Annotated in this window: 23 protein-coding genes and 2 pseudogenes; 7 read left to right on the forward strand and 18 right to left on the reverse strand. The window is 38.7% G+C overall.

Going from position 1 to position 25994, the window contains the following annotated elements; genetic code table 11:
• Positions 1 to 243: 243 nt before the first annotated feature.
• From dnaB to ppsA, 11 genes are all read right to left on the reverse strand, one after another.
• Complete coding sequence (dnaB, locus tag B9T28_RS07530) at positions 244 to 1689, reverse strand: replicative DNA helicase (protein WP_086203374.1); 1446 nt, start codon at positions 1687 to 1689, stop codon at positions 244 to 246.
• Between the two features lie 204 nt (positions 1690 to 1893).
• Positions 1894 to 2340 (reverse strand): 50S ribosomal protein L9, encoded by a 447-nt coding sequence (gene rplI / locus B9T28_RS07535; protein ID WP_086203375.1) that lies wholly within the window; start codon positions 2338 to 2340, stop codon positions 1894 to 1896.
• A 9-nt stretch (positions 2341 to 2349) separates the two neighbouring features.
• Entirely contained in the window at positions 2350 to 2577 is a 228-nt protein-coding gene (rpsR, locus tag B9T28_RS07540; protein ID WP_004648825.1) for a 30S ribosomal protein S18, read from the reverse strand.
• A 12-nt stretch (positions 2578 to 2589) separates the two neighbouring features.
• Positions 2590 to 2976, reverse strand: a complete 387-nt coding sequence (rpsF, locus tag B9T28_RS07545; RefSeq protein ID WP_086191056.1) for a 30S ribosomal protein S6 — start codon at positions 2974 to 2976, stop codon at positions 2590 to 2592.
• 444 nt (positions 2977 to 3420) lie between these two features.
• The gene (gene cyoE / locus B9T28_RS07550) at positions 3421 to 4299 is read right to left on the reverse strand and encodes a heme o synthase (protein ID WP_086203376.1); all 879 of its coding nucleotides are present in this window, start codon (positions 4297 to 4299) and stop codon (positions 3421 to 3423) included.
• A 10-nt stretch (positions 4300 to 4309) separates the two neighbouring features.
• Positions 4310 to 4642, reverse strand: coding sequence for a cytochrome o ubiquinol oxidase subunit IV (gene cyoD, locus B9T28_RS07555; RefSeq protein ID WP_171263359.1), 333 nt, complete (start codon positions 4640 to 4642; stop codon positions 4310 to 4312).
• Positions 4639 to 5256, reverse strand: coding sequence for a cytochrome o ubiquinol oxidase subunit III (gene cyoC, locus B9T28_RS07560; RefSeq protein WP_086203378.1), 618 nt, complete (start codon positions 5254 to 5256; stop codon positions 4639 to 4641). The genes cyoD and cyoC overlap by 4 nt, the downstream gene beginning before the upstream one ends.
• A 4-nt stretch (positions 5257 to 5260) precedes the next feature.
• A complete protein-coding gene (cyoB, locus tag B9T28_RS07565) occupies positions 5261 to 7249 on the reverse strand; it encodes a cytochrome o ubiquinol oxidase subunit I (RefSeq protein WP_086203379.1) in 1989 nt (662 codons plus the stop codon).
• A gap of 3 nt (positions 7250 to 7252) precedes the next feature.
• Positions 7253 to 8296 (reverse strand): ubiquinol oxidase subunit II, encoded by a 1044-nt coding sequence (gene cyoA, locus B9T28_RS07570; protein WP_086203380.1) that lies wholly within the window; start codon positions 8294 to 8296, stop codon positions 7253 to 7255.
• Positions 8297 to 8590: 294 nt separating this feature from the next.
• On the reverse strand, positions 8591 to 9364 hold the full coding sequence (locus tag B9T28_RS07575; protein ID WP_086203381.1) for an RDD family protein: 774 nt from the start codon (positions 9362 to 9364) through the stop codon (positions 8591 to 8593).
• A gap of 74 nt (positions 9365 to 9438) precedes the next feature.
• A complete protein-coding gene (gene ppsA, locus B9T28_RS07580; protein ID WP_086203382.1) occupies positions 9439 to 11817 on the reverse strand; it encodes a phosphoenolpyruvate synthase in 2379 nt (792 codons plus the stop codon).
• A gap of 154 nt (positions 11818 to 11971) precedes the next feature.
• Here ppsA and ppsR point away from each other — a divergent pair, with 154 nt between their 5' ends.
• On the forward strand, positions 11972 to 12808 hold the full coding sequence (ppsR, locus tag B9T28_RS07585; RefSeq protein ID WP_086203383.1) for a posphoenolpyruvate synthetase regulatory kinase/phosphorylase PpsR: 837 nt from the start codon (positions 11972 to 11974) through the stop codon (positions 12806 to 12808).
• A gap of 87 nt (positions 12809 to 12895) precedes the next feature.
• Positions 12896 to 13624, forward strand: a complete 729-nt coding sequence (locus B9T28_RS07590; RefSeq protein ID WP_086203384.1) for a hypothetical protein — start codon at positions 12896 to 12898, stop codon at positions 13622 to 13624.
• A gap of 37 nt (positions 13625 to 13661) precedes the next feature.
• Here the strand turns inward: B9T28_RS07590 and B9T28_RS07595 are convergent, their stop codons facing one another.
• From B9T28_RS07595 to B9T28_RS07615, 5 genes are all read right to left on the reverse strand, one after another.
• A complete protein-coding gene (locus tag B9T28_RS07595) occupies positions 13662 to 14222 on the reverse strand; it encodes an NAD(P)/FAD-dependent oxidoreductase (RefSeq protein WP_434057122.1) in 561 nt (186 codons plus the stop codon).
• Between the two features lie 287 nt (positions 14223 to 14509).
• Positions 14510 to 14986 carry an inner membrane protein YiaA gene (yiaA, locus tag B9T28_RS07600; protein WP_086203386.1) on the reverse strand — a complete coding sequence of 159 codons (477 nt, stop codon included), beginning with the start codon at positions 14984 to 14986 and terminating at the stop codon, positions 14510 to 14512.
• A gap of 160 nt (positions 14987 to 15146) precedes the next feature.
• Positions 15147 to 16148, reverse strand: coding sequence for an LLM class flavin-dependent oxidoreductase (locus tag B9T28_RS07605; RefSeq protein WP_086203387.1), 1002 nt, complete (start codon positions 16146 to 16148; stop codon positions 15147 to 15149).
• Positions 16149 to 16298: 150 nt separating this feature from the next.
• Positions 16299 to 16817, reverse strand: coding sequence for a hypothetical protein (locus B9T28_RS07610; RefSeq protein ID WP_086203388.1), 519 nt, complete (start codon positions 16815 to 16817; stop codon positions 16299 to 16301).
• A gap of 357 nt (positions 16818 to 17174) precedes the next feature.
• Complete coding sequence (locus B9T28_RS07615) at positions 17175 to 17603, reverse strand: hypothetical protein (protein WP_086203389.1); 429 nt, start codon at positions 17601 to 17603, stop codon at positions 17175 to 17177.
• 392 nt (positions 17604 to 17995) lie between these two features.
• On the opposite strand from B9T28_RS07615, the gene prfA reads away from it, so the two are divergent.
• A complete protein-coding gene (gene prfA / locus B9T28_RS07620; protein ID WP_086203390.1) occupies positions 17996 to 19084 on the forward strand; it encodes a peptide chain release factor 1 in 1089 nt (362 codons plus the stop codon).
• The gene (gene prmC, locus B9T28_RS07625; protein WP_086203391.1) at positions 19084 to 19902 is read left to right on the forward strand and encodes a peptide chain release factor N(5)-glutamine methyltransferase; all 819 of its coding nucleotides are present in this window, start codon (positions 19084 to 19086) and stop codon (positions 19900 to 19902) included. Before prfA ends, prmC begins: the two co-directional genes overlap by 1 nt.
• A gap of 74 nt (positions 19903 to 19976) precedes the next feature.
• Here prmC and B9T28_RS07630 read toward each other — a convergent pair whose 3' ends face one another.
• Together B9T28_RS07630 and B9T28_RS07635 are read right to left on the reverse strand one after the other, a co-directional pair.
• On the reverse strand, positions 19977 to 20324 hold the full coding sequence (locus B9T28_RS07630; RefSeq protein WP_086203392.1) for a hypothetical protein: 348 nt from the start codon (positions 20322 to 20324) through the stop codon (positions 19977 to 19979).
• Positions 20325 to 20553: 229 nt separating this feature from the next.
• Positions 20554 to 21588: an AraC family transcriptional regulator gene (locus tag B9T28_RS07635; RefSeq protein ID WP_086203393.1), complete on the reverse strand. Its 1035-nt coding sequence runs from the start codon at positions 21586 to 21588 to the stop codon at positions 20554 to 20556.
• A 130-nt stretch (positions 21589 to 21718) separates the two neighbouring features.
• On the opposite strand from B9T28_RS07635, the gene B9T28_RS07640 reads away from it, so the two are divergent.
• The 3 genes and pseudogenes from B9T28_RS07640 to B9T28_RS07650 all read left to right on the forward strand — a co-directional run bounded on the left by B9T28_RS07640 (position 21719) and on the right by B9T28_RS07650 (position 25870).
• The gene (locus B9T28_RS07640) at positions 21719 to 22489 is read left to right on the forward strand and encodes a 3-hydroxyacyl-CoA dehydrogenase (RefSeq protein ID WP_086203394.1); all 771 of its coding nucleotides are present in this window, start codon (positions 21719 to 21721) and stop codon (positions 22487 to 22489) included.
• 277 nt (positions 22490 to 22766) lie between these two features.
• Positions 22767 to 23914 (forward strand): annotated as a pseudogene (locus B9T28_RS07645) (acyl-CoA dehydrogenase family protein).
• Between the two features lie 310 nt (positions 23915 to 24224).
• Positions 24225 to 25870, forward strand: a pseudogene (locus B9T28_RS07650) (AMP-binding protein).
• Positions 25871 to 25994: the final 124 nt, after the last annotated feature.

The raw sequence follows: 25994 nt of genomic DNA on the forward strand, positions 1-25994 counted from the left end.
TCAAGTGCTAGATATGCTTTGTGAGTTGGGGGATTTTAGAATGAAGCTTTAATCAAAAAAAGATTAGTCTTACATGGGAAAAATAAGTAATTATTGTAGTCCTATCATGTCAAAATGGACATTGGTTTAAATGGATTTATTTAATGTTCTTGTGAAAAACGAAGTCAAATTCAATGCAATCTAACATTCTAGTGAATAAAAAAATGGACAAAAAATTGCCCATTTTTTTTATTGGTTTGAAATCTATTCTTCATCATCATATTGAGAATAATATTCAGGGGATAGATTGCTAAAACGCGTATATTGACCTTCAAATGCCAAGCGTACTGTACCAATTGGACCGTTACGTTGTTTACCAATGATAATTTCAGCAGTACCTGCTTCTTTTGAGTCCTTGTTATACACTTCATCGCGGTAAATAAACATGATCAAATCGGCATCCTGCTCGATCGCACCCGATTCACGTAGATCGGACATTACAGGGCGTTTATTTGGACGGTTCTCCAAAGCACGGTTTAACTGAGACAGTGCAATCACTGGGCACATCATTTCCTTTGCCAAAGCTTTTAAGCTACGTGAAATTTCTGAAATCTCACCAACACGGTTGTCGCCCATTCCTGGGACTTTCATTAATTGTAGGTAGTCGACCATAATACAGCCAAGCTTACCACCGTGTTGTTTGGCAATACGCCGTGCGCGTGAACGCAATTCGGTTGGTGGTAGAGCAGAGGAGTCATCGATATAAAGATGCTTCTCTTGTAATTGTAAGATGGTTCCAGTGACTTTAGACCATTCCTCTCCATCCAATTTACCTGAACGTAAATGGCCTTGATGAACTTTACCATAGGCTGAAATTAAACGCATGGCGATGGAATCTGCTGGCATCTCCATAGAAAAGACCAATGCGGGTAGGTCACAGTTGAATAAGACGCTTTCCACTAAATTCATGGCAAAAGTGGTTTTACCCATCGATGGACGAGCAGCAACAATAATGAGGTCGCCAGCTTGCATCCCTGAGGTTTTATTATCTAACTCCATAAATCCTGAAGTTAAACCGGTGATGCTGCCTTCCATTTGTGAAAGTTCATTCAGCTTATCAAAAACATCGGCAACAACGGCTGATATGGCTTTTGGACCTTGGGCTTTGGCATTATTGTTATGTTGTTCTGCAATTGAAAAAATGTTAGTTTCGGCCAAATCTAGAATTTCACTGACTTCACGACCTTTGGTGTCATAGGCATTTTGTAAAATTTCATTGCCGACTTTAATCATACTTCTAAGTGTTGAAAATTCACGAATTTTATGTGCATAGGTTTCTAGATTGTAGAAACTTGATGGCGAATCTGCCATGAGTTGCATTAAATATTCTTCACCACCAATCGCATCTAGTAAATTTTGCTTAATCAGCCAGTCGTTGACTAATACTGCATCATAAGGCGAGCTTTCTTGCGCCAATTTTTCAATCGCACGGAAAATATATTTATGCCGAGTCGCATAGAAATCATTTTCATGTAGGGCATCACTGACTTGTTCAAATGATTCGGCAACCGTCATGAGTGCAGCTAGCACCGCTTGTTCAATCGCCAAATTATGCGGTGGCGTACGAAATTCCTTTAACTGTGCAGCAGTACTGGTTTTTGCATCAGTTTTAAAAGTATTTGTAGAAGCAGGGGCTGGTGCCTGAGACATATAAAACCTTGATTTTTAATAATAAAATAAATATTCAATGCATGCTTTTGCACTTGCTCATAATTAAGCAAAAGTGAGTTAAGAGCTTAACAGATTTAGCAATAAGAGGGTGATACTGTGTTAGAAAATAAAAATAAGATAGGAAAACTTAAAATTTAAAGATAAAAAAAGAGCATGCAAAAGCATGCCCTTTTTTTGCAAAAATTACTCAGCTACGATTGTAACGAGAACTTCAGCAGCAACATCATGGTGCAATTGGATTGCGATGTTGAATTCACCAGTATGACGAAGTGCGCCATTTGGTAAACGAACTTCTGCACGGTCTACAGTAAGACCAGCATTAGTTAACGCGTCAGCGATGTCACGAGTACCGATAGAACCGAATAATTTACCTTCGTCACCAGCTTTCGCCGTGATTACGATATTTACTTCGTTCAATTGGTCAGCACGTGCTTGAGCAGTAGCTAATACACCAGCTTCTTGTTTCTCAAGTTCAGCACGACGAGCTTCAAAAGCAGCAGTGTTCGACTCAGTCGCAGCAACTGCTTTACCTTGAGGGATAAGGAAGTTACGGCCGTAACCAGCTTTAACTGAAACTTTATCGCCTAATTTACCAAGGTTTTTAATGCGTTGTAATAAAATAATATCCACAGCTCAACCTCACTTATGATTGTCAGTGTAAGGGATCAAAGACAAGTAGCGAGCTTGTTTAATAGCAAGCGCTAATTGACGTTGGTAACGAGCTTTAGTACCTGTAATACGGCTAGGAACAATCTTGCCATTTTCAGTGATATACTGTTTTAAAGTATCGATATCTTTGTAGTCGATGTAAGCAACTTTCTCAGCTGTAAAGCGGCAGAACTTGCGACGACGGTAAAAACGTGCCATTGATTGTTCTCCTTATGCTTCAGCAGAATCTTGAGCTTGTTGTGCTTCTTCACGTTGAGCTTTACGCGCACGTTTTTCTTCAGCACTCTTAGCAAGTAAAGACTCTTCAGTGATTGCGTTTTCACGACGGATAATCACATTACGAAGGATTGCATCGTTATAACGGAACAATTCTTCTAATTCATTAAGCGTAGTTTGACCACATTCAACGTTCATTAAAATGTAGTGCGCTTTATGGATTTTGTTAATTGGGTAAGCCAATTGGCGACGGCCCCAATCTTCAAGACGGTGAATTTGACCTTCAGCATCTTTGATGTGAGAAATGTAGCGTTCTACCATTCCCACAACTTGATCGCTTTGGTCTGGGTGTACCAGAATTACGATTTCGTAGTGACGCATTGTCAGCTCCTTACGGTTTATGCAGCCTCAAACTTTTTAAATAAAATTTGAAGCAAGGAGTCACAATCAAATATATTGATTGAGCCGCAAAAATTGCGAGCGCTGATTATAAGGAATATAGCGATTTTTAGCAATCTTATTCAAAATATTTGTTATCTGAAAAATAGAATTTGAAATAAAGTTAATTGTTAATCCATTTTTACTGCTAATGAGGAGAGAGCTATATATAGGTGTAATTTTTTCTTGTAGAGCAAATGAAAGATTTTTATTTATAAAAATTAGTCAGTATGTTTTTGAATTAAATGATACATATTGTGATGTGCGAAAATTATTTTATAAGAATAAGTGAATTGAAGATGTGATGTTTTAATGGATATTCATCATGAGTGTATAAGTAAAAAAGTAGTAAGTAAAAAAAAGATAGAGAGGACTCTATCTTTTTTCTTAAAAAATTGGCAGATGTGGTGCAGGAGAGACGTAGCTAAAACTAAAACTAAAGCTTAGTGCTGTAATTAAAATTACAGAATATAAAAAATAGCGCTTTGCCCAAATTTGATCATTTTCAGCTTTGAAACCAATGATCGATAAATAAATCCAATAAGCACAAAGTGCATTAAAGGTAATCAAAAAGATCACATTGGTATAGCCAAAACAATACAATCCATTTAACACTGCAGCAAATAATAAAACATAAATCAAACTTTCAACTTTGGTTCGATAAATGGAGCGTGCAACAGGTAAAATTGGAATGCCTGCATTTTTATAGTCATCAAAACGATATATTGCAATTCCCCATGAATGTGGCATTTGCCAAAGTGCATATGCTAAAAAAATTAGCAAAGCGGCAACATCAAATTCATTTGAAACGGCGGTATAACCGATCACGGGAGGGCTTGCGCCAGAAATACTACCAATCACGGTTTGGTGGATAGTAGTACGCTTACTCCAGAGACTATAAAAAATTACATAAACCACAAAACCCAGTACTGCGAAACCAAAGGCATACGCATTAACAAAAAACCATAATAAGCCGAAGCCAATCAAACCGAGTGCCGCAGAAAATGCCAGCGCTACAGTTGGACTAATGGTTTTTTTGACTAATGCACGATTCATCGTCCGTTGCATTTTTTGATCAATATCTTGATCAATCACGTTGTTGACGACGCAACCAGAGGCAACCACAAGTGTTGTACCAAGTAAGGTAATCAGGAGGAGAATGAAATCTATAGAACCTTGAGCGGCTAAGAAAAAGCCGCCCAAAGTGGTAACAAAGTTACCAAAGAGAATTCCTGGTTTAGTCAGGAATAAATACTTTTTAAACATAATGATCAGTTTAGATCATCATGTTTGAATGTAAGTAATTCATAATCCATACAGAACCAACTAAAAGTACCGCAATAGTTAGAATTGTATAAATAAATGCAATCACGTTCCAACGCTGCTCAGATGACGAATTCATGTGTAAGAAGAACACTAACTGAACCAGTACCTGAGCAACTGCAGTAATCGCAATTGTTGCAATAATCGCACCACGGCTAAAATCTTCAGTATGCATTGCCATATAGAATGGAACAATAGTCAATAAAACTGAAAGAATGAAGCCGATAGTGTATTGCTTAACGTTACCGTGAGATGCACCAGCGGCATTATGATCATGGCTCATTATACAACTCCTAACAAGTAAACTACGCTGAATACGCAGATCCACACGATGTCAAGGAAGTGCCAGAACAAGCTTAAACATGCGAGACGACGCGTGTTTGCAGTGGTTAAACCATATTTTTTGATTTGCACCATTAATATGATCATCCACACCAAACCAGAAGTTACGTGAATACCGTGTGTTCCTACTAGAGTAAAGAACGCAGATAAGAACGCGCTGTGACTTGGACCATGACCTTCATGAACTAAATGAGTGAACTCATATAATTCCATACCGATGAATGATGCACCAAAGATAAATGTAACGATAAGCCACAAAATCACTTGGTTAACATTCTTTTTGTAAGAAGCAAGTACTGCAAAACCAAAGGTTACTGAAGAGATAAGGAGCGCAAAAGTTTCAGTTAAAACGAAACCTAATGTGTCACCAAAAAGCTCTTTAGGGCTTGGTGTTCCAGCTGGAATATGACTGCTTAATACAGCGAACGCGATGAAGAGTGTACCGAATAAAATCAAGTCACTCATCAAATAGGTCCAAAAACCAAAGACGGTGATGTCCGTATCATCGTGATGATGTTCATCGTGTCCGTGGTTGTCGTGATGAAGTACTTCAGCCATATCCTTAGTCCTTCTTCAAGTGTTTTTCAAGTAAAGCATAACGTTCGTTTTCGATACGTTCTACTTCAGCAGCAGGTACGTAATAATCCACTTTTTTAGTGAATGAACTTACGATGAAGCTGATTACAGCACCAAGGAAAGTAATTACGACTAACCACCAGATGTGCCAGATTAAAGCGAAGCCCATTGTCGTAAGGAACATTGCAATAACAAAACCAGCAGCACGGTCTGTAGGCATATGAATGTCTTCGTACTTAGCCGGACGAGCATATGCTACACCATTTTCTTTGTCAGTCCAGAAACGGTCAATACCATTACCATTTGGAACTTCAGCAAAGTTATAGAACGGAGCAGGAGATGAAGTCGCCCATTCAAGTGTACGTGCATCCCATGGGTCGCCAGTATTGTCCATGTTGTCATGACGTTGTAAATAACCAACGATAATTTGCATGAGGAAACAGGCGATACCAATCGCAACTAATACAGAACCGAAGAAAGCAATCGCCAAGTACGGATCCCACTCAGGGTTGTCATATGTATTCAAACGACGCGTCATACCCATGAAACCAAGGATATAAAGTGGAATAAATGCAAAATAGAAACCGAAGAACCAGAACCAGAAAGATGCTTTGCCCCAAGCTTCACTTAACTTCCAACCAAACATTTTTGGCCAGTAGAAGGTGATACCTGCAAACATACCAAATACCACACCACCAATAATTACGTTATGGAAGTGAGCAATCAGGAACAGTGAGTTATGTACCAAGAAGTCAGCTGGTGGAACAGCCATTAATACACCCGTTAAACCACCAATACCGAAAGTTACAAGGAAACCAATTGTCCAGTACATCGGGGTAGTAAAGGTAATGCGACCTTTATACATGGTGAATAACCATGAAAAGATTTTAACACCCGTTGGGATTGCAATAACCATGGTCATGATGCCGAAGAACGCATTAACGTTTGCACCTGCACCCATGGTGAAGAAATGGTGAACCCATACCACGAACGCAAGAACTGTAATCGCGATAGTTGCATATACCATTGATTTATAACCAAACAATGATTTACGGCTAAATACAGAAGTCACTTCAGAGAAAATACCAAACGCAGGTAAAATCAAGATATAAACTTCTGGATGACCCCAAGTCCAAATCAAGTTCACATAAAGCATTGGACTACCGCCAAGCTCATTGGTGAAGAAGTGGAAATCGAAGTAGCGGTCCAGCGTTAACATTGCAATCGTTGCAGTTAATACTGGGAATGATGCAATGATCAATACGGCTGTACAAAGTGCAGTCCAAGTAAAGATCGGCATATCCATTAAGTTCATGCCAGGTGCGCGCATTTTAATGATGGTAACAAAGAAGTTAACACCCGTTAATAACGTACCTAGACCTGAAATTTGCAGAGCCCAAATATAGTAGTCAACACCGACACCAGGAGAATATTGAATGCCTGACAGAGGAGGGTAAGCCATCCAACCTGTTGCAGCAAATTCACCTAATACAAGCGATGCCATCATTAAGCCAGCAGCACCAGCAAATAACCAGAAACTTACAGAGTTTAATAATGGGAATGCAACGTCACGTGCACCAATTTGAAGTGGTACAACGATGTTCATCATACCTACAACTAGACCCATGGCTACGAAGAAGATCATAATCACGCCATGTGCGGTGAAGATCTGGTCGTAATGGTCAGGATGTAAGTAACCTTCACCGCCACCTTTAGCAAGGAACAGTTGAAGACGCATCATAATTGCATCTGCGAAACCACGAAGTAGCATCACAACAGATACAAGGATATACATAATACCGATTTTTTTATGGTCTACAGATGTAAACCAAGTTTTCCAGAGGTAGCCCCATTTTTTAAAATAAGTAATACCACCAAAAACTGCAATTGCACCAAGAGCCATAATGACCATTGTTACAAGTACAATCGGCTCTTTAGGGATCGCATCCCAGTTGAGTTTACCTAATAACAACATGTCTTATTCCCCATGAGAAGCATTAACATGTTCAACATTTGCATGTTCAGCACCTTGATGGTCTGCACCATGATAGTTGCTCATGTATTTGGTGATAATGCTTTCGAACAAGTTAGGCTCAACTGAAGAATAATAAGTTACAGGATGAGGCTTAGTAGGGAATGGACCTTTACGTTCAGCTTCTTCTGCAAGGGCTTTTTCTTCTGGTGTGTGAGCATTGTTAAGCATCGCTTCAATTTGGTGCGTAGAACGGTCACCATCTTTAAGAGAATCAAACTCTGCTTTATCTAAAACAGTTTTTTGAACAGCTTCAGGATTGATTGAAGTGCCGTTACCTGCTTTCACTGCAGCAATCCAACTATTAAAGTCGGCTTCTGTCACACTGTGTGCTTTAAAGCGCATTTGTGTAAAGCCATAACCGCTATAGTTCGAAGAGATACCACGGTATACACCAGGTTCATTTGCTAACATGTGAAGTTGAGTTTTCATGCCTGCCATCGCATAGATTTGACCTGCTAATTTCGGAATGAAGAATGAATTCATTGTGAAATTAGAAGTAATATTGAAGTTGACAGGTGTTTTCTCAGGAAAACGTACTTCATTGATTGTTGCTATTTGTTGCTCAGGATAAACAAAAATCCATTTAAACTGTTCAGCAATAACCTGAATAGTTAATGGTGCTTTGTCTGATTCTAATGGTCGATATGGGTCATACTTGTGTGAGCCCCACCATGTTAGATAAGCAAGAATAGCAATAATAATACACGGGATACCCCAAACAACAATTTCAATTGCTGTAGAGTGTGCCCAAGTAGGTTTATAGTCTGCATCTTTATTTGACGCGCGATATTTCCAACCAAACCATAATGCCATGATGATTGATGGAATCACCACCAATAGCATTAAATAGATCGCTTTCATCATCAGGTCACTTTGACCTTCTGCTACTGGACCTTTAGAGTTCAGAAGTACCATATCACCACCACACCCTGTTAAAAGCGCGGCAAGCGTTGATAAAGACAATACAGCTAAAATCGTTTGTCTCATTTTACAACCTCGGTGAAGAGTCCCATTCCCTAAATTAATATGGGATAGCGATTAAAGTGTCGCATGATTGAGAATTAAAATTATTTTCATAAATGAAAAGCATTCTCAATCATATGACACCGCTACGTTGTAGGGCATTATGCCTTATATCAACAAACTAAGCTATAGATGCACGGGCATTATGTTGATGTTAAAATACTTGATATTTTTAGTCGGAATTGTCGGTATTTTATTTATAATAATGTTTATTATTGAATGCCTTATAAGAAAAAAGAGGCGAAAATCGCCTCTCTATTAATTTGAAATATCAATGACTTTTGTTTTTGCAAGGCGATCATGCAAGCTATTGTTTCCTTTGTAGAAAAACAATACTAGATCGGCGATAAAGATCAGCGCGATTATAGGTAAAATACTGATGAATTGCGATAAGACTAAAAACAGAAATGAACGTATAAAAAAGCCACGTAACTGTCCAGGGAGTTGATTGGTTTCTGCGTCAACAATTTGAAGTTTAAATAGCTTTTTACCGATGCTTTGTCCTGATTTAGTAATGAGTAAGTTTTGAATGAAAAGTAACACAAGTGTGTAGGCTAATAATGCAAGTGGTACCCATGTTGGCATGCTATCTTTTAGCATTTCGGCGAGGCGTATTTGATTTTCAACTGAAAAATCCGTACTTTGTTGGATTACCTCAGTGGGGATAAAAAGCATTGTGACGATGATTTGCGGTAAAATTAACAAAGCAAGATCAATCATTTTTGCTGAAATACGTTTACCCACGGATGCAGCTACAATTACTGTAGTGCCTTCTTTTTTAGGGGCAACTTTCTTAATTTCATCTTGATGGTGCCATTGGGCGTGCGTATTTTCTGTTTTTGGGGCAATATAATCCGTAGGTTCATAAACAAGTTTACCTTGCGTTATTTCACCTAATGCTTTCCATTCAGTCATACCTTGATGCCAAACTAAATCGGTAAGTAACACTTGTTGGCTTGCGAGCATCTGATTTAATTGCTCAACGGTATATGGCCCAGCTTGTTGATTATTTCTCGCCAAGTAAATTTGCATAAAACTAAAATCTCAATCTAAAAAAAGATGGGTAAAAAAAAGACCCATGCATGGGTCTTTTTTAACATGTTTTATTACACTTGTTTAGTCTTTTCTTCTGCTAAGAAGAACCAAGTTTCTAAAACTGAGTCTGGGTTTAATGAAACAGACTCAATTCCTTGTTCCATTAACCATTGCGCTAGATCTGGATGATCAGAAGGGCCTTGACCACAAATACCGATGTATTTACCAGCTTTACGACAAGCATGAATGGCCATAGAAAGCAATGCTTTTACTGCTGGATCACGTTCGTCAAACAAATGCGAAACGATACCAGAATCACGATCTAGTCCTAAAGTTAACTGAGTTAAGTCATTAGAACCGATAGAGAAACCATCGAAATGCTCAAGGAATTGTTCAGCCAATAATGCATTGGTTGGCAATTCGCACATCATGATCACTTTAAGACCATTTTCACCACGTTTAAGACCATTAAGCGCCAATAACTCAATAACACGTTTCGCTTCTGCAACTGTACGTACAAAAGGAATCATGATTTGAATATTGGTTAAGCCCATTTCATCACGTGCTTTTTTCAAGGCGCGGCATTCTAGCTCAAAACAATCACGGAAGTTGTCAGAGACGTAGCGACTTGCACCACGGAAGCCCAACATTGGATTTTCTTCTTCAGGCTCATACAATTTACCACCAATGAGATTCGCATATTCATTTGACTTAAAGTCAGACATACGAACAATCACTGGTTTATTAGCAAATGCAGCGGCAAGTGTAGAAATACCTTCAACCAATTTTTCTACATAGAATTCGATTGGAGATGAGTAGCCCGCAGTACGTGCCAGAACAGCTGCACGTGTTTCACGTGGAAGGCTATCGATATTTAGAAGTGCTTTAGGATGCACACCAATCATACGGTTGATGATGAATTCTAAACGTGCAAGACCGATACCTTCATTTGGAATTTGAGCGAAGTCAAATGCACGGTCAGGATTACCCACGTTCATCATAATTTTGAACGGAAGTTTCGGCATAGATTCAATTGAGTTACGTTGAATTTCAAAATCCAAAGCACCTTCATAAATAAAGCCAGTATCGCCTTCGGCACATGAAACTGTAACTTCTTGACCATCGACCAAGACTTCAGTTGCATTACCACAACCGACGATTGCAGGAACACCTAATTCACGTGCAATGATTGCAGCATGACAGGTACGACCACCACGATTGGTAATAATCGCAGCAGCACGCTTCATAACAGGTTCCCAATCTGGATCAGTCATGTCAGAAACAAGTACGTCACCGTCTTGGACTTTGTCCATTTCTTTAATTGAAGAAACAATACGAACACGACCTGAACCGATACGTTGACCAATCGAACGCCCTTCACAAACCACAGTACCTTTTTGTTTTAACAGGTAGCGTTCCATGGTGCCGACGTTTTCACGACTTTTTACTGTTTCTGGACGCGCTTGAACGATGTAAAGTTGTTCGTCATCACCGTCTTTTGCCCACTCGATATCCATTGGAGAACCATAATGTTCTTCAATAATTAACGCTTGTTTAGCCAGTTCTTGAAGTTCTAAATCATTTAATGCAAATTGTTGACGTTCTTGTTTTTCAACATCAACGACTACAACAGACTTACCTGTAGAACCTTCTTCACCATAAATCATTTTTTGGTGTTTAGAACCGAGATTACGACGAATTACAGAGTGTTTACCGTTACGAAGCAATGGTTTTGAAATGTAGAATTCGTCAGGGTTAACCGCACCTTGAACGACCATTTCACCCAAACCATAAGATGCAGTAATAAATACGGCATCACGGAAGCCAGATTCTGTGTCTAATGTAAACATGACACCAGCAGCGCCCGTTTCAGAACGAACCATGCGTTGAATACCCGCAGAAAGGGCAACCACATCATGGTCAAAGTTTTGATGTACACGGTAAGCAATTGCGCGGTCATTATAGAGTGACGCAAATACTTCTTTAATTGCAATTAAGACGTTATCGATACCGCGAATGTTCAAGAAGGTTTCTTGTTGTCCAGCAAATGAAGCATCTGGTAAATCTTCAGCGGTTGCAGACGAACGTACTGCAACAGCAACATCTGGATTGCCTTTAGACAGTTCAGCGAAAGCATCGCGAACTTCTTTTTCGAACTCAGCTGTAAGTGGCGTATCGATAATCCATTGGCGGATTTTTGCACCTGTTTCAGCCAGTACTTTTACATCATCAACGTTCAGTTGTTTTAATTCAGCAGAGATTTTGGCATTTAAACCACTTTGCTCTAGGAATTCACGATACGCAGCAGCAGTCGTTGCAAATCCACCGGGAACAGATACACCAGCATTTGCTAGATGACTGATCATTTCTCCAAGTGAAGAGTTTTTGCCACCCACGATCTCAACGTCGTGTTTCCCTAGTTTTTCCAGACCGATTACGCGTGCTTCCAAAGTTGTTGCTCCACTTTTGCAGTATTAATCACTATCTTGGCATGAAATTATAACAAAAAACTTAGCATTTTGATCTAACTAAGTGATAGTCATGTAAGATGAGTTCACTATAAAGATTATACAGTGCTAAGACAAATGTTTGAGGAGAATTTTAATGTCAGAAAGTAACCAAATAAAGCGTAGCGTGTTTTTTATTTCGGATGGCACTGCAATTACAGCTGAAACCCTTGGACATTCACTACTTGCACAATTTCCGCATGTTAAGTTTGATATTCATATTATTCCTTATATTACCTCAGAAGAAGCCGCAATGAATGTGGTCGAAGAGATCAATCAACGGGCTGAAAAAGATGGGCAACCCCCTTTAGTTTTTGATACTTTGGTTGACCCTTATGCACGTGATATTATTAACACTGCAAATGCTATAAATCTTGATGTATTTGAAGGTCTTATTAGTAAGTTGTCAGATGTTTTGGGTACGGCGCCTACAACTTTAGTCGGACAGACCCATGCAGTAACTGATTCAGAGTCCTATAAAGCAAGAATTGATGCAGTACATTTTGCTTTGGACAATGATGATGGTGCGCGGACGCGTCATTATGATAAAGCTGATTTAATCTTGATTGGTGTATCTCGCTCAGGGAAAACACCCACTTCAATTTATTTGTCATTACAGTTTGGTATTCGTGTTGCAAACTACCCACTGACTGAAGAAGATTTAGACGATAATCGTTTGCCGAAAGTCCTTAAAGAACATAAGAGTAAGTTGTTTGGTTTGATGATTGATGCGGAGCGTCTTGTCGCCATACGAACTGAACGTAAGGCAAACAGTCGTTATGCCAGTTTTAGTCAATGTCAAATGGAACTACGCGCTGTTGAAGGGATTTATATTTCAGAAGGCATTAAATATTTGAATGTCTCTGAAATGTCGATTGAGGAAATTTCAACACGCGTTTTACAAATGACAGGTTTGAAACGTCGTATTGGTTAATGGTCATTAGATTATTCTATAGATATAAGAGTCTCTGTGTAGGCTCTTATTTTATCTCATAAATAATAAACAGAATGGGTGAGTTATATGAAAAAAATATCAAAAATTACTAGTTTTATGATCTTCTCTGTTGGTTTTTTAAACCATAGTTATGCCAATACCACGACTTTAAGTACTTTGGAACAACAGGTTTATACAAAATATGCTGCGCAAGACTTTTATACAGTCAATCAACAACTTGAAAGTGATGTAGTCAAGCTGATTGAAAAAAATGCAGATAGTTATGCTTATCGCTTTCCCAAACTTACCAATAGTTTGGGCTTAACTATTCATTACACGCCTGATCAATTGTTTAAAACCTATACTTTTGATGTTGGCGGCGGTGGCACCATGGGGACCTATTCATCTTATGCGCAGTTTAAAAATGCGCCTAAAAAGAAGCTTCAAACCATTGAGGCGGGTTTTATTCGAAGTGTTGATCAAGTCACGATGTCTGGACAGCCTATTTATTTGATCCAAAGTTACTATAAAGGCGATAGTTGTGTAGGTGCTTATAAAATACAAGCCTATAAACAGCAGAGAAATCAGTTGAATCCAGTACAAATTTTCCAAACCAAAACCAAAAAATTGGACACGATTGGTGTGGATTATAATTGTCAATATGATGCCGAGCGTAAAGGGGATTATATTCGTGTCTCGAAGGATATGAAGTTTATTGATATTAACTTGTTAGATCAAAATACTAAACCAACGGGTAAATACCTACGCTATCAAAAAACTACCAACAATTATCAATATATTGGTGTCGTGAAATAGAGCTGAAAAGAGGCTTTCAGCCTCTTTTTTTTGATATTCAATAAGTCGTAATAATGATATCAACTAGATGCTCAATTCCTTCCATCGTTTGAATCGAAGTTTCTGTAACTTTTATAATTGGCCAAGTAATTAAGTGACAGTTTTCACGCTGCAGTGTGGAATAATAGCGATCAGATTTGAAGAATACTTTATGCTCAGCGGCTGAGTTTGGCATCAGTTGACGTTTTAACCATTGATCCTGAATTTGAGAATCCAAATAGCGAATGGCCAATAATGATTTCACCCGATTATTAAATAAACGCCGATTTTTAATAATTAAGGGATGTGAAACTAATCTGTGAATACCTTTTTCTGTATGTGGTAGTACAAAATGTGGGGTGATTTGGAAAACTTTTACACATTTTGCCTGTTGAGTAATGGTTTCCAAATGCATGACTGTTTGCTGGTTTGCACCAATAATAGCAACTTTTAATGCTGTGAAATCAGTTGCTTTAATATCCTTGGCAGATATTAGTTGCCCATTAAAACTTTTAAAAAACTCTGGCGTATTTTGAAAAAAACCGTCCTGTTGGTTATTTTTTTTGATGACCATATTCATATCCTTTTTTTATTTTAGTGTATTACAGTAAGTTTTGACGTTAATTGATATATCTAAGATAGAGTCTGAGGTAAAGATATTTATAGAATCTAGTCAGTCATCTTCATACTGGTATGGATGAAAATGTGAAACTATTTTTGCTTAAAGTTGATGGTGTTGCGTGTGAAATAGGATGATTAGTTGATCTGAAAAACAAGACTTGTTCTGAGAGAACAAGTCTTGTTTTTCAATGTCATAGAAGGTTTGATCATAATGGGAAAAAAGGAAATAGCTTGCTTTAGCACAGCTTAATTTTGTTCATTGTCATATTCTATATTTTCAACGGGTGTTTGTGAATAATGAGGAACACTTGGCATTTGTGTATGCATTCTAAGATAGTCTAAATCTCGAATATTCTTTTGTACGGCAACTGCACCAAATAAGCTAAGTAAAAAAGCCATGATATAAAAGCCTTTTTCACTCAATTCAAGTGAAGCATTCCATAGACCAATGCTCAACAATGCGACACAGATTAAAATTGAAACCCAACAGAGTCCAAAATAAATAGCGGTTACATGAACGCCTTCAAGCTTATCTCGGATAATTTTTTGCAAAGATACTGCGGCGAATAAACCATATAAAATAAGAATTAAATAATAACCTTTTTCATTGAGTAGCATGTCTGCATTCCACAAACCGACCATATACGCTGCTGCACCTGCAATCAGAGCAACCCAACTGGCAGCGATAAATGCAGATGTTGGTTTATTAATATATTGATTCATTCTGTTTTCCATTTTTGTATTGGATTATTTTTTATATCACTATATATGCAGAAGTTGAATAAGATCGCAAATGCTGTTTAATCTGAACTGAGTAAAGATGGTGGTTTGCAATAAAACATAGCACCTGTCTAAGGTACTATGTTGGGAAGTATTAAAGTGATTAGGCGTTTTTGATATTCATTAATAAACTAAAATTTTCCAGTCGTTGTTGAGTATCATAAATATCACAAGTGAAAATAAATTCATCTATTTGATATTTTTCTAACAAACTTTCTAGACCTTGTTTGACTGTTTCTGGAGAACCAATTTGCGCCATTGCGAGGAAGTTTTGTACTGCAATTTTTTCTGAAGCAGACCAGCGTCCTTGCATACTATCAACCGGTGCTTTGAGTTTTAAGCTTTGACCCGTGAGTAAGCTTTGAATACGTTGATATACGCTGGTGGCTAAATATTCTGCCTGTGCATCTGTCGCTGCGACGACCGTTGGAACACCCATAGACACGTAAGGTTGTGCTAAATATTCAGACGGTTCAAAATTGTCCCGATACAGTTGAATGGCTTGTCCCAACATTCGCGGTGCAAAGTGTGAGGCAAATGAGTAAGGAAGTCCTAATTTTGCAGCCAATTGTGCACTAAATAAACTTGAGCCTAAAAGCCAAACGGGTACATGTGTGCCTTGACCTGGTGTGGCAGTAATTCTTTGATTCGGTTGTGCATCTGCAAAATAATTTAAAATTTCAATGACATCTTGCGGGAATTGTTCTTCTGTTTCCTGACGCCCTCGTCTTAAAGCACGCATAGTGACTTGATCAGTACCAGGTGCACGACCTAAGCCTAGTTCAACTCGATTAGGATACAAGGTAGCTAAAGTACCAAATTGCTCTGCGACAACCAAAGGTGCATGATTGGGCAGCATGATGCCACCTGAACCGACTCGAATTTTTTGAGTATTGGCTAGTATATAACCGAGTAAAACTGCAGTTGCAGAACTGGCGATACCATCCATATTGTGATGTTCTGCTAGCCATAAACGCTCATAACCCAATTTTTCAGCATGCTGAGCCAGTTCTAAAGCGTGTCTAAGTGAAAATTCAACGCTTTGATCATCTCGAACTGGGGCAAGTTCAAGGATTGAAAATTTGGTATCTTTTAATGTGAGCATTTTATTGTCGACCTAAGGTTTTAAACTCTATATCGAGATAATACGATATAAAGTGTGTTTTGTATATCGATTAATTGCGATATATTGTGTGTGTTAATATTCACCTTAGATGAAAAAAGCACCCGAAGGTGCTTTTAGTATGCTTTAGAGTTAATCATTCCAGTGGCGATTTTTATGGTGACCTAAGTGACGACCATTGTCGTGGCGATATGCTCGGTCATTATAGCGATATTTATTGTTGCGATAGTCGTTACTATAGTGATTTCTATCATCATAGCGGTCGTTGTAACGATCATCAGAACGACGGTCATCACTGACTTTACGACCTAAAGCTGAGCCACCAGCAGCACCTAAACCTGCACCAACATAGCCACCAGTGGTCCCACCTACATTTTTACCAACGGTATAACCGCCGACACCCCCAAGTGCACCCCCGATTGCAGCACCAGTTCGGTTATGACGATCGCTTGAAGCGGCTGCGCCACCCGCACCACCAATGGCAGAACCAATCATGGCACCTGTTGAACCACCCATTTTTTGACCGACAGCTGCACCAACGACACCACCTAAAGCAGAAGTAAGGGCGACACGGGTTCCATTGTCTGCGTGTGCTGTTGTCATCATTGTTGCTGTAATGATGGTTGCAGTCATTATTGCTTGTAATTTCATGTTCAAACTTCCTGTCGGAGCTGCTGTAACTGGTTTATCTTGTTGCTAAATTTACTTAAAAATTACGATTTGATTGTGAATAGCAATGTAGTAAAGAAGCATAAATTAGTTAACCGATTGTAAGTTGACTCAGTTATTTCTTCATATTGTTCTATATTTTGCTTAAATCTAGCAGAGGTCTATTCGCTCAATGTGCTAAGCCATTGTCGATTAAAATCATAAAAAGATAAAAAGGGATCTGTAAAAGGGTGGTGAATGATCATATTCGAAAATCATTTAATATTTTGAAGTCATAAATTGATGCTGTGTAAATATATAAAAAAGCACTCAAAGGTGCTTTTTTATATCATTCATAAATCAATGGTGACGATGTTTTCTATGGTGTTTTTTGTTGTATTTACGATTGTCATAGTGACGATCTTCAGAGACCTTTTTACCTAGAACTGAACCACCGGCAGCACCCGCAGCAGCACCAATATAACCACCTGTTGAGCCACCTAGGTTTTTACCCACAGTGTAACCACCAACACCACCTAAGCCACCACCAATTGCGGCAGCCGTACGATCACGACGATTTGTTGCAGCGGCAGCACCACCAGCACCACCAACAGCAGAGCCAATCATAGCGCCTGTATTACCACCTAATTGCTTACCAATTGCGGTACCTGCAACACTACCTAATGCTGAAGTTGCCGCAATACGAGTTGAGTTGTCAGCATGTGCGCTTACGGTAAACATTGAAGTTACTGCAAGGGCAGTACTTAATAACATGGCATTAAATTTCATCTGTTGCTCCATGTCCTTATTTGGACAGCTCTATCTCTATTTGATGCAGCAAATGTAACAAAAATGATTCCAAAGAATATGGAGATGAATCTGCATAATTCGCGTATTTGTTATTTAAATGTATATATTCTAGTGCGATCGCCGATAAAATAAGCAATTTTACTAAAAAGCTCATCATATGCAGTACATAATTTAATTGATCTGTGAAAGTTATCGACCTTTAATTACTTTTTAATTGGCTAAATCGTCAGTGTTTGATAAAGGGATGTTAATTAAAACTCAGAATCGGTAAACTATAGGTAATTATTGTGTTTGCTTATCTTACTAAATTTTCTTTAGATAAATTTATCTAGAATTTTAAAGCTAAGGTTGAGATTGAGAATTTATTTAAAATGAAAGAATCGTTACGTTTACGATTAGATCAACTTTGTGATCGACATGAAGAGTTAACTGCACTATTGGCTGATATTGAAGTGATATCGGACAATAAACGGTTTCGTAATTTGTCACGTGAGCATAATGATTTAACTGAAATTACAGATGTTTGGAAAAAATACAAACAAGCTGAAGAAAATATTGAAACGGCTGGGGCAATGTTGTCAGATCCTGACTTTAAGGAAATGGCACAGGAAGAAATTAAAGAAAGTAAGGCCATCATCGAGCAGCTTGAAGCAGATCTTAATATCTTGATGATTCCGAAAGATCCAAATGATGCAAATTCTGCCTATTTGGAAATTCGTGCTGGAACGGGTGGCGATGAAGCAGCGATCTTCTCTGGCGATTTATATCGCATGTACAGTAAATACGCTGAAACGCAAGGTTGGCGTCTTGAAGTGCTGTCTGAAAATGAAGGCGAGCATGGCGGTTATAAAGAAGTGATTTGCCTGATTAATGGTGATGGTGTTTACGGTCGCTTGAAATTTGAAAGTGGTGCACATCGTGTACAGCGTGTGCCTGCGACTGAATCGCAAGGGCGTGTTCATACTTCTGCATGTACCGTGGCAATTTTACCCGAAGTCGATGTGGATACTTCGGTGGAAATAAACTCATCAGAATTACGTATTGATACCTATCGTGCTTCGGGTGCGGGTGGTCAGCATATTAATAAAACTGATTCCGCTGTTCGTATTACCCATTTACCAACAGGTACGGTGGTGGAATGTCAGGACGAGCGTTCACAGCATAAGAATAAAGCCAAAGCGATGGCATTATTGGTGTCTCGCTTAGAAAATGCGAAGCGTGCAGCTGCAGATGCTGCTACTTCGGAAATGCGTCGTGACTTAGTTGGTTCCGGAGATCGTTCAGAGCGTATCCGAACTTATAACTATCCACAGGGTCGCATGACAGATCATCGTATTAACTTAACTTTATATAAGTTGGATGCGGTAATGGAGGGTGATTTGACCGAGTTACTGGATAGTTTACATCGTGAATATCAAGCTGATCAGTTAGCAATGCTTGCACAACAGAATGGTGGCTAATGAATATTGCACAGGCTTTAGCCTTACGTGGTGAAGCAGAAAGCTACGAACGCCAAGAAAATGCGTGGTTACTTGAATATATTACCAAAATTGATTCATTTGATTTGGTGATGAAAAAGGCACAAGAACTGACTGTTGAGCAAGAGCAAGCTTATGTGGCTGGTTTGGCACGTATTGCAGCTGGAGAGCCATTGGCTTATGTCACAGGTTCGCAGCCCTTTTGGACGTTGGATTTAAAAGTAACAAAAGATACTTTGGTACCACGACCCGATACAGAAGTTTTAGTTGAAACAGTTTTGCATCTAGAGCTACCTGAAGATGCACGTATTGTCGATTTAGGTACAGGTACAGGTGCTATAGCTTTGTCTCTCGCCAGTGAGCGAGCGAATTGGGCGGTGACTGCGACTGATATTTATGAGCCGACCTTAGAAGTTGCTGTATTTAATGCTGAAAAACACGATTTACCACAAGTGAAATTCTTCTTAGGTGATTGGTTTAAAGCGTTGAATCGACAATATTTCGATGTGATTGTTTCCAATCCACCTTATATTGATGCCGACGATGAGCACATGCCAAATTTGGCCTCTGAACCTGAACGTGCATTGGTGGCAGACCAACAGGGTTTATCTGATATTGAACATATCGTTCAGCAAGGTAAAAAATGGTTGGCAGCAGAAGGTTGGATTGTACTCGAACATGGTTATGATCAAGCCGATGCAGTACAGAAAATTTTTAAAGATGCTGGCTTTCGTCAAGTGCGTACCGTTAAAGATTATGGCGGCAATGACCGCGTGACTTTAGGGCAATGGCTGAATTAGTCAATCCGATGAATACTTAATTTTGCACCATAAAAAAACGACTCGATTGAGTCGTTTTTTTATGGTCATCAGGGTTAAATTGGATAATCTTGTAGACTATCTGCAATTTCAACGTATTTGAGCGCATCTGATTCTAGAGCCAAACACAGTGCAACAATTTTAGCGGTATCCGCAAGATTGTCTTTTTTTAGCGATGAACCTATTTGAATCGCCTCAATTTGATCTTTTGAAATATCAAGTGCTTGAGCAACTTCAGTAGCATCATTTTGAGAAAAGAAATCTGCAATTGCATGATTCAGTTCAATATCTGATGCATTTATAATAGCCATCATTAATTCATCGGTTGGTTCAGTTTGACTGGAAAGCGAGTTCAGGAAATTTTGTACAAGATTTTGTTCAAATACATCAATCATCTTAAGCATGGTATGACCTATCTTGAGGGTGAAGCAAAAAAATAGCAGGGAGAAGTACAGCCAGAATAAGCATAAAATACGCTTTTAATTTGGGTGAAAAATAACCTATTTTTAAAGTAAAAGCAAACTAATGAGGCAGATTGAAATGCGCTTAAGGATGATATGTCTGCTCAAAACATACAGATCTATTTAATAATTAAGAAAATGTGATTTTGTATATTTATGTGAATGTTTTAGTCTATTCATCCTTTAATTCTCGATATGCACCTGGACTCACGCCCGTCCATTTTTTAAAAGCCCGATGAAATGCACTTGGATCATGAAAATTAAGTTCATCGCTAATTTGGTGTAGTGATTTTTTAGTTTTTGTGAGTTGTTCGATGGCAGTGTCACGCCGGATATCATTCTTAAGTTGTTGATAGCTCATACCCTCAGCTTTTAAACGCCGTTGAATGGTTGCTTCTGAGGTATTTAAATGCATCGCCAACGCATGTAATTCTAACCATTCAGATGGATGGACTTGCATCAGCTGTTTGCGAATAATGGAGCTTAAGGCATTCGGATTTTTAAAACGCACCAATAAATTGTGCGGCGTATTTTGGATAAATTGATGCCATGATTTTTGATCTTGCTTAATTGGATACTTTAAGTAATTAGCATCAAACTGCATGTAGTTTTCATCGGCATGGTATTGGATATTCTCACAAAAGCGAACTTTATAATCTTGATTATCTAAGGGAGGATTGCATTTCAATTGAATTCGGTTGAGTAAGACCCGTTGCCCGATAAGCCAGCACATTAAGCCATGAATCAGCATTAAATAGGTGGCATAGCTGAACATACGTTTGGTCGGTTGGCGGTCATAAATGACGATATAAGCATAATTTTCTTCAACCAATAACTTACTTTCAAAATCATCTAAAATCAGATTTAAAAACTGCAAAGTTTGTTGTACGGCTTTGCCCAGAGTTTCTGCATGTCTGACCATTTTACACAATAACTGATAACTGCCACGCCGCATGGGATGTGAATCCATAGCGAAGAACTCATCATTCATCGTGTCTGCAAGTACAATCCATAATTGTGCATAAGCACTCACAGATACACGAGTTTTAGTTGAAGACATTAACTCAAGTGCAATCCCTGCTTTTTGTAAAAGTTGTTGTGTATTTAAGCCTTTATCTTGTGCAGATATTAAGGCTTCATGCACAAGGCTGATGGAAATTGTCCCTTTGCTATAGTGTAGTTGTTGTTGATCCACTGCATATTCCATTATTTTCGTGAGGCTGAATTGTCCAAATACATCATATAGGATGCAACTTTTGGAAATTGTACTCAAGCTTAACTGTGTTTAATCTGCATCTTAAGCCGAGTTGTCATTAAATAAAGAATAGGAAAGCAACATGAATATTACAGGAAAAGTATTTGTCGTGACGGGTGGTGCATCTGGTTTGGGTGCAGCAACGGCTACATATTTAGTGGGTAAAGGTGCAAAAGTGATTATGGTTGATATGAACCAAGCACTTGGACAAGAAATGCAAAGCCGACTGGGTGCTAATGCTAAATTTGTAGCACTTGATGTGACTGATGAACTTAGCGTAGAGCAGTTCTTTAAAGAGATCGAACAAGAATATGGGCAGCTGAATGGTTTAATTAACTGTGCAGGTATTGGCCCATCGGCGAAAGTATTGGGGAAAAATGGTATTCATGCACTGGATGCATTCCAAAAAGTCTTGAATATCAACGTAACGGGGACATTTAACATGTTGCGGTTTGCAGCAGATGTAATGTCTAGATATGAACTCAAAGCAGGTGAAGAAGAACGTGGTGTGATTGTGAATACTGCTTCAGTTGCCGCTTTTGATGGTCAGATTGGTCAAACGGCCTATGCCGCTTCAAAAGGGGCTGTCGTTGCAATGACATTGCCTTTAGCGCGGGAATTGGCTAGAGAGTGCATTCGTGTGATGACGATTGCGCCGGGGATTATGGAAACACCAATGCTGAAAGCTTTGCCACAAAACGTGCAAGATGCTTTAGGACAGATGGTACCTTTCCCACCACGTTTGGCCAAGCCTGAAGAGTTTGCACATTTGGTTGGGCATATTTGTGAAAATAGTTATTTAAATGGTGAAGTGATTCGCTTAGATGGTGCAATTCGGATGCAACCTAAATAATAGGTTTGATAAAGGATTTATTCTAATTTTTATCCTTTGATACGAAATTAAAAGGTTTATATAAGCTGTTTAATATTCGCAGTAAATTTTTATTGCTGTGAATTATTGAGATATAAATCATTTGGTTACTTTTATTTTATTGAAAGTAACCAAATGTCTTCGAATGACTTTTTTACTGCATATCAAATTTTCTTAAAATTTCAATACTTTATTCATGTGATTTCTAAGACTTCGCATAGGTATTTTATCACCTAAATATATACGAGAGGGATGCTCAATGATTTTAAATGATGAACAAAAAATGGTTCAGGATATGTTGCGTAGTTATTCACAAGATAAACTGAAACCATCTGCTGCTGAACGAGATAAAACCCATCAGTTTCCGACACAAGAACTTAAAGAATTGGGTGAGTTGGGCGCTTTAGGAATGACTGTTCCTGAGCAATGGGGTGGTGCAGGTTTGGATTACATCTCATTAGTGCTTGCAATTGAAGAGATTGCCGCAGCTGATGGTGCAATTTCGACCATTGTTAGTGTACAAAATTCTTTACCATGTGGCATTACTTTAAAATACGGATCCGAAGCTCAAAAACAAAAATATTTAACAAAACTCGCAACAGGTAAATGGCTTGGGTGTTTCTGTTTAACCGAACCCCAAGCAGGTTCAGATGCAGGTGCGTTGGAATGTAAAGCTGAACGTGACGGTGATGAATGGGTACTGAATGGGTACTGAATGGAACCAAACAGTTTATTACCACAGGTAAACATGCACAGGTTGCGATTGTTTTTGCAATAACGGATAAATCGGCAGGGAAAAAAGGCATTTCTTGCTTTTTAGTACCCACAGAGACACCGGGTTATATTGTTTCGCGTATTGAAGACAAAATGGGGCAACATTGTTCTGATACCGCAACGATTGTTTTAGATAATTGTCGTATTCCAGCTGAAAACCTGCTTGGAAAAGCAGGTGAAGGTTACAAGATAGCACTGTCTAATTTAGAATCAGGCCGCATTGGGATCGCAGCGCAATGTGTAGGGATGGCACGTGCAGCTTTTGATGCAGCAGTAGAATATGCCAATGACCGCAAAGCTTTTGGGGTGGAAATAGTGCAACATCAGGCCATGGCTTTTCGTTTAGCAGATATGGCTACGCAAATAGAAGCTGCACGTCAATTAATTTTGCATGCAGCCAGTTTAAAAGATGCAGGATTACCATGTTTAAAAGAAGCCTCTATGGCCAAATTATTTGCATCTGAAATGGCAGAAAGAGTTTGTTCTGATGCGATTCAAATTCATGGTGGTTATGGCTATGTCTCAGATTTTCCAGTTGAGCGTATTTATCGCGATGTACGTGTTAGCCAAATTTATGAAGGGGCATCGGATATTCAGCGTTTAGTGATTGCAAGGGAAGTTACCAAAGCTTAATTTTAAAGCTTAAGTTAAAAATTAGAGGCATCCGTCAATATCTCTGTCTTACTAGGATGAATATTTATTCATCCTATTTTTTGCTTAAATTTTGATTTTTGAGGTTATTTGAGTCTAAATCTGAGGAATTTCCAAAAGCTGCAATACGAATGAGGTCTTTGGAAATTGATGTGCAAGTATATCCATGATTATCTATAGGTAGAAATAGACTACACAGTTCAATGATTGAGCTGAGTAATACAACAACAAAACGGAATATGGATATGCAAAGCAAGTTGCTTTGTCAACAACAGGATGAGAGGTTGCCGTCATGAAGACACTAGAACAAGCCTACCAAGAATTTAATTATGAAACATTAATTCATCAACAATTGGCTGGTACACCACAAGCGATTAATGCATATGTAGAATGCTGTGGGAGACATTAGGTTCAAATAAAACAGCCTTAATTTGGGAAGGTATAAATGGTGCAGTCGAACAATGGAGCTTTGAACAACTGGCGGAAGCTTCAGGAAAACTTGCCAATTACTTAACCACACTGGGTTTAAAAGCAGGTGATTGCATCGCAGGTTTATTACCTCGGACACCTGAATTGCTGATTACGATTTTGGCCACATGGCGTATCGGTGCGATTTATCAACCTTTATTTACGGCATTTGAATCTAAAGCGATTGAGCACCGCGTGGAAACCGCAAAGACACAACTCATTGTGACCAATGAAGAGCAGCGTTCAAAGCTGAATGGGGTTCATCTTCCGCATATTTTAACGGTGCATGCTCAAAATACGATTGAACCAAAAAATGCAGATTTTTGGCAGGTAGTGGAGACACAATCTACGGACTTTGAGCCTGTGATGCTAAGTTTCGAAGATGATTTTTTGATGATGTTTACCTCGGGAACAACAGGTTTAGCTAAGTCTGTGCCTGTGCCTTTAAAAGCGGTATTGGCATTTAAAGAATATATGCGACATGCTGTTGATTTACATTCTGAAGATTCATTTTGGAATCTAGCAGATCCGGGTTGGGCATATGGTTTGTACTATGGAATTGTTGGGCCATTGGGCTTGGGTCATAGCATCATTCTGAACGAATCTGCATTTAGTGTGGATAATGCAGTACAAGTAATTAAAAAATATAAAGTTAGTAATTTGACAGGCTCACCAACTGCATTTCGGATGTTCTTTGGTTTTAAAGAAAAATTTGATGCTTCGATTAAAGCGCATTTACGTGTCGTGAGTAGTGCAGGTGAACCACTCACACCTGAAGTCATTCATTGGTTTAAGCATGACTTAAATGTCAATATTTATGATCAATACGGACAAACTGAATTGGGGATGGTGGTGGGTAATCATCATGCCTTGCAACATCCCATTAAAGTTGGATCAGCGGGTTATGCAAATCCGGGACATCGTTTTGCTGTGTTGAATCAAAATAATGAAGAGCTTGAAGTGGGTGGCATTGGTACACTAGCGATTGATTTTTCACAATCTCCCTTAGCATGGTTTAAAGGCTACGGCGGCAATAATCGTAAATCATTTGTTGGGCATTATTATTTAACGGGGGATACTGTTAAATTAAATGAATTGGGTGGTGTGGATTTTGTTGGTCGTGCTGACGATGTCATTACAACGTCAGGCTATCGTGTAGGGCCTTTTGATGTTGAAAGTACGTTGCTTGAGTGTGCAGAAGTACTGGAGTCTGCAGTGGTGGGTAAACCTGATCCTGAACGCACTGAGATTGTAAAAGCCTTTGTAGTACTGAAACCGCAAGTTTTAGCTTCTGCGGAATTAAATACTAAATTAAAGGAATATGTACGTTCCCGTTTATCAAAGCATGCTTATCCTAAAGAAATTGAATTTGTAGATGCTTTGCCTAAAACATCCAGTGGTAAGATTCAGCGTAATTTACTTAAACAACAAGAAATTGCCAAAATGCAGGGAATTCAGCAAGTCAGTTAATTGGTTTTGAATTTTTAACGTTGCATGCTTCGCACCTGTAAAAAGGTGCTTTTTTTAATATTAAAACTATACCTTATAACAGCCTATGTATTAAGGTGGTTTCCCTCATTCAGTAATAAGAGAT

Source organism: Acinetobacter silvestris, from assembly GCF_002135235.1.
Lineage (GTDB): Bacteria > Pseudomonadota > Gammaproteobacteria > Pseudomonadales > Moraxellaceae > Acinetobacter > Acinetobacter silvestris.

What these genes read in the sequence shown, in the direction of transcription:
- rpsR (WP_004648825.1), bottom strand. Translation starts at nt 2,577, where the DNA reads ATGGCACGTTTTTACCGTCGTCGCAAGTTCTGCCGCTTTACAGCTGAG.
- B9T28_RS07630 (WP_086203392.1), bottom strand. Translation starts at nt 20,324, where the DNA reads ATGCTTAAGATGATTGATGTATTTGAACAAAATCTTGTACAAAATTTC.
- B9T28_RS07615 (WP_086203389.1), bottom strand. Translation starts at nt 17,603, where the DNA reads ATGAAATTTAATGCCATGTTATTAAGTACTGCCCTTGCAGTAACTTCA.
- B9T28_RS07635 (WP_086203393.1), bottom strand. Translation starts at nt 21,588, where the DNA reads ATGGAATATGCAGTGGATCAACAACAACTACACTATAGCAAAGGGACA.
- cyoA (WP_086203380.1), bottom strand. Translation starts at nt 8,296, where the DNA reads ATGAGACAAACGATTTTAGCTGTATTGTCTTTATCAACGCTTGCCGCG.
- B9T28_RS07575 (WP_086203381.1), bottom strand. Translation starts at nt 9,364, where the DNA reads ATGCAAATTTACTTGGCGAGAAATAATCAACAAGCTGGGCCATATACC.
- B9T28_RS07605 (WP_086203387.1), bottom strand. Translation starts at nt 16,148, where the DNA reads ATGCTCACATTAAAAGATACCAAATTTTCAATCCTTGAACTTGCCCCA.
- rpsF (WP_086191056.1), bottom strand. Translation starts at nt 2,976, where the DNA reads ATGCGTCACTACGAAATCGTAATTCTGGTACACCCAGACCAAAGCGAT.
- prfA (WP_086203390.1), top strand. Translation starts at nt 17,996, where the DNA reads ATGAAAGAATCGTTACGTTTACGATTAGATCAACTTTGTGATCGACAT.
- cyoB (WP_086203379.1), bottom strand. Translation starts at nt 7,249, where the DNA reads ATGTTGTTATTAGGTAAACTCAACTGGGATGCGATCCCTAAAGAGCCG.
- B9T28_RS07590 (WP_086203384.1), top strand. Translation starts at nt 12,896, where the DNA reads ATGAAAAAAATATCAAAAATTACTAGTTTTATGATCTTCTCTGTTGGT.
- B9T28_RS07640 (WP_086203394.1), top strand. Translation starts at nt 21,719, where the DNA reads ATGAATATTACAGGAAAAGTATTTGTCGTGACGGGTGGTGCATCTGGT.
- cyoE (WP_086203376.1), bottom strand. Translation starts at nt 4,299, where the DNA reads ATGTTTAAAAAGTATTTATTCCTGACTAAACCAGGAATTCTCTTTGGT.
- ppsR (WP_086203383.1), top strand. Translation starts at nt 11,972, where the DNA reads ATGTCAGAAAGTAACCAAATAAAGCGTAGCGTGTTTTTTATTTCGGAT.
- B9T28_RS07610 (WP_086203388.1), bottom strand. Translation starts at nt 16,817, where the DNA reads ATGAAATTACAAGCAATAATGACTGCAACCATCATTACAGCAACAATG.
- dnaB (WP_086203374.1), bottom strand. Translation starts at nt 1,689, where the DNA reads ATGTCTCAGGCACCAGCCCCTGCTTCTACAAATACTTTTAAAACTGAT.
- cyoC (WP_086203378.1), bottom strand. Translation starts at nt 5,256, where the DNA reads ATGGCTGAAGTACTTCATCACGACAACCACGGACACGATGAACATCAT.
- B9T28_RS07595 (WP_434057122.1), bottom strand. Translation starts at nt 14,222, where the DNA reads ATGAATATGGTCATCAAAAAAAATAACCAACAGGACGGTTTTTTTCAA.
- prmC (WP_086203391.1), top strand. Translation starts at nt 19,084, where the DNA reads ATGAATATTGCACAGGCTTTAGCCTTACGTGGTGAAGCAGAAAGCTAC.
- yiaA (WP_086203386.1), bottom strand. Translation starts at nt 14,986, where the DNA reads ATGAATCAATATATTAATAAACCAACATCTGCATTTATCGCTGCCAGT.